This is a genomic window from Flavobacterium coralii, from assembly GCF_019891545.1.
Taxonomy (GTDB): Bacteria; Bacteroidota; Bacteroidia; order Flavobacteriales; family Flavobacteriaceae; genus Flavobacterium; species Flavobacterium coralii.
On the sequence record NZ_JAHDIU010000002.1, the window covers coordinates 158,336 to 171,092 of the forward strand.

General features: G+C 35.6%; 7 protein-coding genes. 3 read left to right on the forward strand and 4 right to left on the reverse strand.

Annotated elements, in window-relative coordinates; translation table 11 throughout:
- Positions 1 to 5 precede the first annotated feature (5 nt).
- From dptF to dptH, 3 genes are read left to right on the forward strand one after another with little or no spacing between them, the layout of a single operon-like run.
- On the forward strand, positions 6 to 1,742 hold the full coding sequence (gene dptF, locus KJK34_RS03470) for a DNA phosphorothioation-dependent restriction protein DptF (RefSeq protein ID WP_223052468.1): 1,737 nt from the start codon (positions 6 to 8) through the stop codon (positions 1,740 to 1,742).
- On the forward strand, positions 1,739 to 3,214 hold the full coding sequence (gene dptG / locus KJK34_RS03475) for a DNA phosphorothioation-dependent restriction protein DptG (protein WP_223052469.1): 1,476 nt from the start codon (positions 1,739 to 1,741) through the stop codon (positions 3,212 to 3,214). Before dptF ends, dptG begins: the two co-directional genes overlap by 4 nt.
- Complete coding sequence (dptH, locus tag KJK34_RS03480) at positions 3,186 to 8,345, forward strand: DNA phosphorothioation-dependent restriction protein DptH (protein WP_223052470.1); 5,160 nt, start codon at positions 3,186 to 3,188, stop codon at positions 8,343 to 8,345. The genes dptG and dptH overlap by 29 nt, the downstream gene beginning before the upstream one ends.
- A gap of 112 nt (positions 8,346 to 8,457) precedes the next feature.
- On the opposite strand, the gene KJK34_RS03485 is transcribed toward dptH, so the two are convergent.
- The 4 genes from KJK34_RS03485 to KJK34_RS03500 all read right to left on the reverse strand — a co-directional run bounded on the left by KJK34_RS03485 (position 8,458) and on the right by KJK34_RS03500 (position 12,703).
- A complete protein-coding gene (locus KJK34_RS03485) occupies positions 8,458 to 8,850 on the reverse strand; it encodes a DndE family protein (protein WP_223052471.1) in 393 nt (130 codons plus the stop codon).
- Positions 8,834 to 10,900 (reverse strand): DNA sulfur modification protein DndD, encoded by a 2,067-nt coding sequence (gene dndD, locus KJK34_RS03490; RefSeq protein WP_223052472.1) that lies wholly within the window; start codon positions 10,898 to 10,900, stop codon positions 8,834 to 8,836. Before dndD ends, KJK34_RS03485 begins: the two co-directional genes overlap by 17 nt.
- A gap of 5 nt (positions 10,901 to 10,905) precedes the next feature.
- Positions 10,906 to 12,264: a DNA phosphorothioation system sulfurtransferase DndC gene (dndC, locus tag KJK34_RS03495; RefSeq protein WP_223052473.1), complete on the reverse strand. Its 1,359-nt coding sequence runs from the start codon at positions 12,262 to 12,264 to the stop codon at positions 10,906 to 10,908.
- Between the two features lie 262 nt (positions 12,265 to 12,526).
- A complete protein-coding gene (locus tag KJK34_RS03500) occupies positions 12,527 to 12,703 on the reverse strand; it encodes a BF3379 family histone-like protein (RefSeq protein WP_223052474.1) in 177 nt (58 codons plus the stop codon).
- Positions 12,704 to 12,757: the final 54 nt, after the last annotated feature.

Genomic DNA, 12,757 nt, shown 5'->3' on the forward strand with positions numbered 1-12,757 from the left:
ACACCATGCATAGCCATCCTCTAATACAACAACTGCAGAAACTAAAAGAATCTTCTCGTTATGCCATAGCCCAAGGGAACAAATATGACCTTGATGATTTTAAAAATTACCTTCATATCGAAAGGGAGATTGAAAAGCAGCTAAAAGAAACTATAGTCCGGAGCAGCCATTCTGACCGTGCCCAATTAATTTTAGTCTGCGGAAATGTTGGAGACGGAAAATCGCATGTCCTGTCCCATCTTCATAAAAGTGTACCTGAAGAGATATCTAAGTTTCAAATTTATAATGATGCTACTGAAGCGCACAATCCCATGGAGTCTTCAAATGACACCCTATACAGGTTACTTGCTGATTTTAAGGATGTAAACTTAGAGAGATCAAAATTAAAAGTAATAGTTGCAATTAACTTAGGAACTTTGAGTAAGTTTATCGATACCTACCAAGATGAATTTCATAAGCTCAAAGAATATATCGCTAAGGAGCAGATACTCGATACTACAATTAAGGTTAATTCTAATGCAGACTTAGACAGCTCTTTTCTACACGTTAACTTTACCAATTACCATATCTATACCCTGACAGCAGAGGGCCCTATCTCTGAAACGATATCAGAGTTATTAAGTAAAATTGTAGCTGAGAATAGCGGTAATGAGATTTTCAGGGGTTACAAGGAAGTCAGGGATAATCCGGACTTTCGAAAGTGTCCTGTAAAAATGAATTATGAATTTCTTTTTGAACAGAAGAATAGGGAAATCATTACAAAATTATTGATTGAAGCCATTGCTAAAAATAAAGAAATAGTGTCAGTAAGGTCTATATTGAACTTCATTTATGATCTTTTGGTGCCTATTCAATTAGCAAACAGTAATGCTCTGGATCAACTTAACATCATAAAGAATATAGATACGGATGAACTTTTATCTTGCCTTATTCCAAATTACATTTTTGAGCATCCCGATCTTTCACCTTTGTTTGAGATGTTAAGTGAGCTGGATCCATGTATTGGGCGTAGTGATACCATGGATGAGCTGCTGCTAAGTTTACAAAGTATCGATAATCCAGTAGCGTATTTTGAAGCCCATATAGAAGACAGGTCTTTTAAAGACCCTTTTATTGCGGTAGACATAAAGAAGGTTAATCCAACTATTATTACAAGATATTTTATAAGATTGCTGTATTTTCAACATCCTGATTTAGTTTATAAAGGGAGTTACTTTCAGGAATATATGGAAAATCTCTATCATTTTAATAGAGGTAACCATGAATATCTGAGCAAGCTATATAGTTTGGTAGAAACAGCGATAAAAAGATGGCATGGGGATCCTAAGAAAGGAGATAAAATAGTTTTAAAGGCAGGGAGAACTCAAATAAAGTACAGAATATTTAAAGACTTTTCGATTGATGTAGATCCCTATATACCTGAAGATTTAGGTCAGTCTGTCCTTCATCAGTTTAGCCAGGAGTTTATTGTCTCCTATAAAAATACTACAGAACAGAACGAGAGTATTAAAATTGGAATTGATTATAGCTTATATAGAACATTAAAGATGATATCTAAGGGATATAGACCCAATAAAAAGGACAATAACAACTTCGTTTATTTTGTACACTTTATAAATGGCATTACCAAACAGAACCCTAATGCATCATTATATATAGATGAAGTGAATGTGGGTAACCCCATAGATTACAAATTATCAAAAAATGCTTTCGGAAAATATAAATTTGAAAAAGTATCGTGAAAAAAATAGCCTTACAACTGGAAGGGAAAGACGGTTTAAAGCATAGACTAATTAAGAATGATAAATTTCAGCATCATACCGGTTACCAAATTAACGTTTTTCCATTCAAGACCCAACCTGGCGGATATGCTTTTAAAGCAGATTTCAAATCCTTTCAGGGCGTGATGGGTGAAACCTTACGTATCATTCAGAAAAAAGAGCTTGACAAACAAAAGGATTTTGATTCCTACAGAAGCAACCTCAAAAATAATACAATTAACAGAGCGCTTAGCAAAGTTGAAACTTCTGAAAAAGATAAGCTTGAAAACATATTGACTACAGTTTATTTTGATGAAAATAACGGCCTTTATAAATATAATTTTTTTGTAATTTCTTACATGAACTTTATAAGCGGTAATGCCGCAATTAAGGATATTCCCTTTTTTATTTCTGATATTTTCTTAGGAGATAATGAATTGTTTAAAAGTGTATTGTCCGGTGACAGAGAAGATGATCATCTTCTTAACCAGTTGATTTCAGATTGCCTTCCGGACCTTATGGAGCGAAAGGAAGCCAAACGTGAAAAGCAAATTTACAGTAATCTATTACCTGTAGTTACAGATCTTTTCCAGTCTGATCTTGACTTTCTCTTATCAGATAAACAATATTTCCTTGAGAATTTTGAATTGTTTTTTAAATACTATTATTTCTTTTATTTTACTCAACTAGCCATCAAGCTTGATGACTTTGGCGCAATATCGTTTAAATTAAAGCCAGTCTACTTTACAATGGAATGGGAAAATTTATCTGAGTCGAGAATATCACTGCATAAGAATGGATGGAAGCACATCCATAAAAATTATGAAAGAATCTTTGCTCACGCCAATGCTCTCGAACTTTTAAATTATATTACTGTTGAAGGTACGTCACCAGGTGACTATGAAGGCATAAACCTGATGTACAATACATTTAGTCAGGACGAAAAAATAACTTTTGGAGAATGTCTTGATGTCCTTATGACTTTTTATAAGGAAAAGGTTAACACTTTGAATCCGGATGCGAGTTGGCAAAGTTGCGAAGAACAACTTCAAGAATCTTTGATTGGAAAAGATTATAAAGAGTATTTTACAAAGAAGATGTACTCATTCTGGTATTTAATAAAATATCAGTTTGAAAATGGTAAAAGGAAGAAACCATATACAGACTATGCCCAGTGGCTGATCACTTTTACCAAAGAGAATTTTACAAAATCGGCAGGACGTTACGGTACTAAGATGGTGCTGTCGCAGGAGATGCTACTATTCCTGACAAAATTATGTGTAGGGAAGAAGGATAAGATCAGGCTTAAGACATTTTGGGAAGAACTAAGTAGAAGGGGGGTAGCTATGGATGAAACCTCCAAGTCTGAAGTGGTAAAACTATTTGAACGAATAAATTTAATCGAGAAAAAAAGTGACAGTGGAGATGCACAATACATTAAGTCCTCTATATAATTATATTACCAGTTTAATTATTGAATTTTTTAAAGTGAATCAGATTCAAGCTGGTGAACGTTATAATTTTTATCTGGAAGAAAAATCATATGTCAATGGGTTATTCATGGCTTTAGAAGCTTATAATGGGAAGCTTGTTGAGTTTTTTGAATATAAACACCCTTCAGGAGACTCTTTCTTCAAGTCTTTTTCCATATCCATAAACGGGGTAAAGGTTGTTGTAGCTTCAAGTGAGCATGCTACTGAAGATTATTTCACAATGCTTCGAAATAACTGTTCGGATCAGGTCGCCGGTTTTGAAAATACTGCTTTACTATTTTTATACAGCCAAAAGCTTGACAGTATATCGGGAGGCAGCGGTAATTTAGAGAAAGAAGGAATGCCACTTCACTATGTTAATTTTAGAAGCAGACTTGAAAGTGATATCTCGAAAAGCAAACAACTACAGTATCATGAGAAGGAGGTGCTTAAAGAAGTTTTACACTATAAAACCAGAAGTGTTCTTGAGGACAATAATTCAGTATTTGACTACGAGGGAGTAGTCAACTTGTTCCTGAAAGGCACAATTAAACATTCTGATTACTGTGTGGTCGGACTATTTCCGCACGAGGAATTATCCTCAAAAGGAAATGCTATAGCTGATGATATCCGTAGCAATTATCGATTATATGAGAAGATAGAAAATATTTTTCTCGATGGCGAGCCTGAAACAGATTTAAGAGAGTTTCTTCCGGATAATGCTGTCTCGCGATTAATTAAAGAGGATTGGAAGCAGACGGATTATGCAACCCTCGTAGGTTGGATAGGAGTTGATACCAAGAATAAGGCTCCTGAAATTATATCGGTTAGCTGTCCTGATGAAGAGGTGACTTTCTGGAAAAGAGCTGACGGGACTACAGCAACAAAAAAGAGACAATACAGTTGTATTATTTTTAATTCAATTGATTATCAAGGAGTCCAGGTTGAAGTTAGATTTGATCAGCGAACTTCAAAAGATGGAATTGTTTCCAAAGATCCAGATCTGAATGTGCATAATGCTGGTAAGAGCCTTTTTATTACATTCTCGGAGAGCAGTGAAACTTCAAGATTTCATCTTGTGGAATATAGAGATATAGCCACCAAAAAGAAATATTCTATAAAGTTTTTACACGCAAAATTTGAGAGCAAATATCTGCAACATTACGAAACAAATTTTCAAGTAGTAGCAGGCACCACTAATGAACTACTTATTAAAGACGAGAGTACTATCATTTTTAATGAAGATGCTTTAATCAAAGAAGAAAAGGATTTTGAAAATGATACGGTTTATGATTTGTATGAAGACGAGTCCCTTCAGCTAGTATGTGACTATTCACGTATTGATGAGGAACAGTTACATTTTGAAGTACGTATCGGATCTTCGACTATTCCAATCTGCATTACTCCCGATTTTGAACCTCCAAAACCTATAACAGGGCTTGATGTATGGAAAGAAAAGCGTATTCATGAATCTGATTTCCTTTTTAAGCACGAAAATGAAATAATAAAAATACAACTAAAAACGGAACAACAGGAACGTACTGTCAGTGGCGATTTCAGAAGAAATCTCCTCCTTGAAAAAGCGATAGTTCATTCAGATGCTTATTCCTGGTTTGAGGGAAGTAATGAGAAACTCACAGAAAGAGTTCTTGAACTGGATGATAAAATAAAGAAGGCATTTGATGATTACAGGTCAATCTTTGTAGCTAAAGATCTACAACCAAGTCTCGCATTTATCAACTCAGAAGAACGCCGTATTGCTGTCGACTATGTGTTTTCAGTGATGGAGTATCTACAGCAATTTTTCGAAAATCAGAGTCTTACGCCAGAACAGAAAAATGTTTTTCTTTTAGGTGTTATTACTGAGAACGATAGTGCTAAAAGGATTAAGTTCACTCCCTTTCATCCCTTAAATGTTGCTTATCAGCTCGGTATCTATCAACAAATAGGAAAGGATTTGAATATTTACGACGCTATTCTAAAAAGGCTGCAACCCACGAATCTGCTGCCTTATTTAAGTAGTGATAAGCGCGAGATTTTTGTTCCCACTGACTCGTCACACTCTCCTGAGTGGCAATATTTTTCAATTTATTCCGACAGTAAGCAAGACCTTTCAAAAAATTATGTTTCTTTATTAGTAAACTCAAAGCTTGCTGATTTTAAGAAAAACTTTGAAGTCCTTTTTAAGCAATCCATAATCTCACCCATTAAGATAAATGTTGTTAATCAAGGGGATTGTAGAGAGGTTTTAAGGGGAATTTTCGAATTTTACAGGGCGGAGCTGTATAAAGGCAAGGATATGCGATTAGAGGAACTTACTCCGATAGAACTTTCTATATATGGTTCCGAGAATTTGGTTAATAAGTTTGAAGAAATCACCTATTATACTTCCAGTGAGGAAATTGAGGAACAGTTTGATATTAATCTAAAATTAAATTCCTTTGATAAAGAAGACTTCCTTAGTGTGTTTTTTGATAAGGTTAAGTTTTTCTCTAAGCCGTTGCCTGGCCAAGATGAGGAATATGACTATGCTCACATCACCTTTTATGAGTTCAGCTCAGAAAAATCAATACCATCATACAATGAAATGACGGACGTTCGTACCGGATTGTCGTTGGATGGGCTGCTTTCAGATGTTTCGTTTGTAGCAACCCAAGATAACTATCGAACAGGTTTTGGGACACGCTACTTGCCGTCAGAACGTTCAGCTTTGGTGAAGTTAGCTATTCTTTATAATGCACTAGCTAAAGTAGCATACAATGATGATCCATACGACTCTTCAAAAGCACTTTGCACAACAATAAATTATAATGTAAGAGCAGATCTTGAACAATTGTATGTTAAGTCCCATTGGGTTACCTATATCGATCCGAGGGTAGACCTTGATTTTTTTAAGGACAGATCTGATTTACTAATTATTCACTATAGCGACCAGTATACAAATTCCAGCGGCTATGATTCAATTACGGTAAGTAGAAAGACTTCCCAATATTCTTTCGTGGTTGATCAATTCCTGAAGGAAAATAACATTGTACTTCATTCACAAGATCAGACAATACCGATAATAAATTTTTTTAATGCTGTTAATGGTAGTTGGCTTCTGAGCCTAGTACGTCAGAGAAGCCATTTTCCAAAAGAGAAGCTAAGTCTCCTGTCCGGAGTAAAAGCTGCATTAACATTTTTAAATGTTCCTGGTATGATTTGGATACCGATTTCCCTCGAAGAAATTTTAAGGGTTTCTGGTAATGCAGGCCTGACAAAAGAAGAAGGTTTGTTTTCTGCCAAAAATCTTGGAGGAATAGGCTCCTACAGTGATGATATTTTAATGATAGGTCTTGAGATGCTAGAAGAGCGGCTATTTATGCATTTTTATCCTGTTGAATTAAAAATAGGCGGATTAAATCTGGCCAATAAGGGAAAAGTACAAGGTGAAAGGACAGCTTCATTACTATATGACCATCTTTCCCAAAATGGATTTACAGCGGATTTTTACAAGAATTTTTTCGCCAAATTAGTCCTGGTGAGTGCGGAAAAGATGAAACTTTTTCAAATTTGGGAAAACCAAAATTGGGATACTGTGATCAAGGACTACAGGGCAGCGCTGTTGAATAATGAATTTACGATATCGAAAAATGTTGAACCCTATATCGGTACTTTTGGATTAATACATTTTCGCTTAGGAGACAACGTTAGAAGTATGAACCTTGAAGCAAATTGTCTTCGAATCAATCTTCTTTATGCAGATGGCTTCAATTTCCTTATAAAAACTGTAGACGAATTACTTGAGCTTTTTCATAAAGGCACCACTACTATTAGGAGAGAATTGTTACTTGCAAACACTTATCAAAGTAATAACATTTTTGAACCTGTAGAGAAAGAAAGCGAAGTTAATGACGAAATCATACCAGACGATTTTTCTACAGTTGAAGAAATTGGCTTACCAGAACCGTTAAGCGCTGAAGAGGAAAAGTCAGCAGAAGGAATGAAAATAGCTTTTGGTACAGAGGTCAATTATCAACATCCTGTTTTTTGGGAACCTAATAATACAGACAAAGTATTGCACACTAATACTGGCATCATTGGTACTATGGGAACCGGAAAAACCCAATTTACCAAATCGGTAATTACCCAACTGTTTAAATCAGCAAAAATGAATCCAGGTAATCAGGGTATCGGGGTCCTTATTTTTGATTATAAGGGAGATTATATAAAAGAGGATTTTGTAAAGGCCACAGATGCGAAAGTATATGAACCTCACAGGCTGCCATACAATCCTCTTTCACTTGACGGTGCAACAAGCCGACCAATGTTACCTCTGCATACGGCAAACGACATTAAGGAAACTATTTCCAGTGCTTTTAATTTAGGCCATGTTCAAAAGCAGCGATTATTTGATATTATCATCAGAGCCTATGAAAGTAAAGGGATAGAGAGGGGAGAACGGGGTACATGGTCCAAAGAGCCTCCAACATTCGAAGATATATGCAATTTATACCTTTCAGATTCGACAGTTCCACAAGACAGTCTTTATTCTGCGTTATCGTATTTTTCCAATTTTCAAATTTTTGAACCGGATTCGAATAAAACTAAATCATTGTACTCGTTGATTAACGGTGTTATTGTAATTAACCTATCTGGCTATGACCCTTCGATCCAGAATCTTATTGTCGCCGTTACCTTAGATGCTTTTTATACACAAATGCAACGCCATGGGCATAGTGAAATAAAGGGTAATCTTAGACAATTACGTAAAATAATCTTGGTTGATGAGGCTGATAACTTCTTAAGTAAGGACTTTCAGTCACTGAAAAAAATCCTTAAAGAGGGTAGAGAATTTGGTGTAGGAACCATCCTGTCAACACAGTTTTTAAATCATTTTGCAACAAGTGAAAACGAATACTCTAATTATATTCTTACCTGGGTTATCCATCGGGTAAACGAAATAAAAATGAAGGAAGTTGAATCCTTATTTGCTTTAGAATCTAAGATTGAAAAAGAAGCCCTAATCAAAACTATTAAAGGACTGGAAAAGCATCATAGCGTTGTAAACTTAGGCGGATCGAATCCAATAGTAATAAAAGATAAAGCTTTCTGGGAATTGGATAAGAATTAAAGTCAGCGACTGAATTAGATTACTTACAGTGAACTATCAAGTAATCTAATTCAGTTTAGGTGACTACCTATCAATTACTAATAATTATTATCTAAATGTCTCAATTGTAAGTTTATATCTCAGTTAGTTTCAAACTTATTTTATCAATTAAATAATCATAACCGTCCAGGTTATTAAGCAAGGAAATTTCGTTTTCCAAAAGGGTCAGTCCATCATCAATATGCATTTTGAAATACTTGACGATATCTTTATCTGTTTTATAGATATTATAATGCACACAAAGCAGACCTAAATAAAGGTCATAATAATCGCCAAAAAGAACCGATTTTGAATATTCCTTACCTCCCGAGTCCTGAATATCATCCAAGTTCAGTTTCCTGTCCTGCGATATGGAATAGGAAAAAGCCAGACGTGCAACTATATTTTCAGTACCCAAATTAAGTTTTCTTGTCAATTTGGTAACAATATCCTTATTGGCTTTACTTGTTTTAATTTGAGTAAACATAATTTTCTTTTTTTACTTCATCAAACAGATTTTTTACATTCAGCTCTTTAAAAGCTGACGCTCCCTGCTTATTCTCGATAACAAATACCTTACTCACGTTTGGTTTAAGGTATTCGTATTCCATCTCCGATAGTTCTTTTTCCAGTAAGGGGAATAATACTACCTGGTCAGAGATACTTGGATAAAATTCTTTTATAATATTTTTTGAATGGAATTTATCAAACTTTTGCAACGGGCTGTCAATAAAAACAGGGAATTTAATTCCAGATTCGTCAACAAGTGCCTTCAGCAGTGCCGTAGCATATAGCTGTTGTTCTCCCTTTGAAAGCGAATCCTTATCAATTATATTACCTTTGCCATCCAACAGGTCAATATCTATAACATCATCCTGAACCAATACCTTAACATCATTAACAAAGCCATCTTTATGCATAATCTTTTTAAGTCCTAACAAAATCGATTTTTGAAGAGAATATTTTTTATCTTCTTTAATCCTTTGGATTATCAGGTTTATTTTTTCAAGGACATTGACTGTTACATTGTACTTCTGCGCATCAATTTTACGAATGTTAAAGTCTTTCATATATTCCGACAATATCTTTGAATTATTAGCTGCGCGATTCTCCAGACTACTCAATTCCTCGATAAGTTTGCCTTTATTTTCCGACAGGTTCAATAGTTTCTCATCGATCTGTAATTTATCTTCCCGAAGTTTTGCAGCAACCGGATTGCTCTTGCGGGCTTCAGCCTGTTTTATCTTATGATAAACTTTGGAAGCTGCAATTCGGTTATTTTTTTCTTCCCGCACGATATTACTGAACTGGATGCTGAAACTGTTTCTGACATTGTCTATGATGGCCTGTATTTCCCTAGTTTCTTCAGGGGTGAAATCGAGAAGAATATTTAAAGCATTGGTCTCGGTTTTTTTATCAGGAACAAGTGCATCCTTAAAAATACCCAGAATTTGTTCAGGCTTATTTTTTTCAAGACCCAGGGCAAGTAATTTTTGATAGACTGTTTTCCTGATGTTCTCAAAAGCTTTATTGTCAAATTGGAAACCGTACCTGGCACTTTCCTTATTTAGTTGTTGTTCCAGATCAAGGAGCTTTTTTCCCGCCATTACTACCGGAAGCAGATCAAGCATTTTTTTTAATCTGGCCTTAATTTCATTTGCTTCAATGCGATAAAGTTCCTGTTCGTTTCTTAACTGATGCAACTCCTCAACAGTAATTCCATTTCCTTCCCGAACCAGTTTTTCCTGCAGGGTATCACTTTCTTTCACCAAGTTCTGGATTTCTATCTCTAATTTTTGGCGTTTATCCAGGTTCAAATCAATTAACGCCTTAAGCTGGGTATCAATCTCAATTAGTTCCTCCAGTTTTTTCTCCTGCTCCGGTGTCGCACCTTCACGACGCAGTTTTACACGTAAGGTCTCAAGATTTTTTTTAAGGTCTTCATATTTTTTGATTCCAAGCACTTCAGAATAGGCCCTGCTCAAATTTCTCAGCTCGGATTTTGACTTTGCCTCAGCAAGGGAGACTATCTTTTCGGCATCAAAGAAAAAGAATTTTGCAATCTCGCGTGGTAAGATAAAATCATTAATGAAAACTTCATACCCCACTTCCTTCGTTAGCTCGTTCTCAAGCCCATCAATTAATATCAGGAGATTTTCTTTTTGAGTATTGACATCATACGACCTCCTTATCAAGACGGATTGACAGGGAATTGAAGGAATTGAGATGTCCCTTATGTCAATTTCAACAGAGAAATGCGCTTTTTCATCTTTTAAGTTTACATCCCTATTGAGAAGTGTGAGCAGGTACTTTTCATACCCTCCTGCGTTCTTAATATCTTTCTTATATTTATCCTCCACCTCAACCATCATCTTCCCATAGAATACCCATATTAGGGAAGTCAGAAAGGTGGTTTTACCAAAGCCATTTTTTCCGGCAATGATATTTATGTTTTTTCCCGAATTTACGGCGAATTTTATTTCATTATCGCCTTTATAAATCCTGAAATTATTAAATCTAATCCTGTTAATCTTCATCGTTATTACTTTTGTATAGCAAAAGATTCTATTCTTTTTTCTATATCGTTGTGAAGGCCGTATTTTGAAATCATAAGTGTTTTTGTTTCCTGAAGCGCAATCAGGTTATCAATGAGATGGAAGTATTTCATATCTTCATTGCAAACCTCTTTCATAATACGTTTCTCTGTATTATCCAATGTTTTAATATTGTTGGTGCTGATTTCCTTACCGTAAATATCTTTGTATAGCTCACCGACGGTTTTGTCAAAATACATGTCCCTATTCCATATAACCTGGATTGCAATAAGTTCCTGATTGTTAATTAAGACAAGATCAGGACGTGTTTTTTGCAGATCGCGCTGTACGGTCAATAAATCTTTTAAAATCTCATATCGGTACTCCTCCGTATAGGTGCCATTATTGCTTCCGTCTTCACGAATGGCTTTTTGACCATTTCTTCTGGTATCTTTTCTATTTTCAGTTTCGTTCCTTCCTTCAATAAGTCTGTTTCTAAAATCCAACAGTGGCTCCATCCAGTTTCTTCCATTGTTCACCAGTGCAGTCATTGATTTGTCATCTTTTACAACAGTACATGTCCAGCACCCAAACCTACTTTGTCCGCATGAAGTGTGGTTCTTGTTTACCACAACTGTAGGGCATTCGTAATCGTCTGCACTCGCATCGGCATAGATTTGGAAGAGAATTGAATTATCATACCCCCAAGGGGAAGGAACCGTATTTATAATAAACCAAACTTCATCTAATAAAAGTTCTTTAATGGGGGCGTAGGTATATGTGTTGGGAGATGTCTGGTGTTTAGAGAGTCTTCTACCGGTAACTTCATGTTTACGAATGGAACGCTCCCTGGTGGCACTTTCATCGTAACGCGTCCCCAGTAGTACTATAGCCTCACCCATTTCATCAATTTGCTCTACAAGAAAATTAGATGTTGGCCTTATTTTAAGCTTATCCGTACACCATCTAAAGGAATTATTTGGGACAGGATATCCTTTACCTATGACATTAATCCAAAAGGTCTCTTCCAGTTTTGGCGTTGTTTTTTTTACAAAAATGGGCAAGTCCTGATTTCGTGCTTCTTCCTCAATTTTTGCAAGTACATCCTCAACATATGTTGCTATTACAGGGTTTTCTACCATGGTATCGTTACAGACCACGTAGACTTTTCTCTTTAGCTGGAAGGGGTAGGGGAAGGTTTCTCTAATACGCTGCAATGCAATCCAAACAAATGTGAGAAGCACAGTAGAGTCTTTCCCACCGCTGAATCCAATTATCCAAGGTCTATCGCTATTGTCATCATAAGCATACTGATCAATAATTTCCGCAATTATTGCTTCTGCTTTTTTATTTCTTATCACTTTCATCTGCTTGAAATTTCTATAATTAAATATATCAGAATTTATAAAAAGTGTCAATAATATATGGGTTTCTTATTAACAAATTTTGAAAGGCGATATATTCTGTCAAAAGGCTATAATAGATAACTCCGACACTTTTACTGTTGAAAAGTCTTAGAATTTGTACTGTTACGGGATAAATTTTTTAATCAAAAAGCAGGCTTTTAAGCCTGCCTTGCAGCGGTCATAAGAACACCTTACCTTAATTATAACCGCAGGTAATACTGTATTATTTTTTAGATTCCTCTACAGAAACCTTACGGAAATCCTTCATCAGTTTGCTTACCTCAAGTGCTGCCTTACGCGCACGGGTACCCGCTGCTTTGTTTCCTTTTTCGATGTGCAGTTCCGCTTCCGCCTTAAACGCCTCGAACTGTGCGTTGATCTGGTCAAATAATTCTTTCATGGGACATTTTTTGTTTTATTGCCACGCAAAGATAGCAGTATCCTGAATTGTACC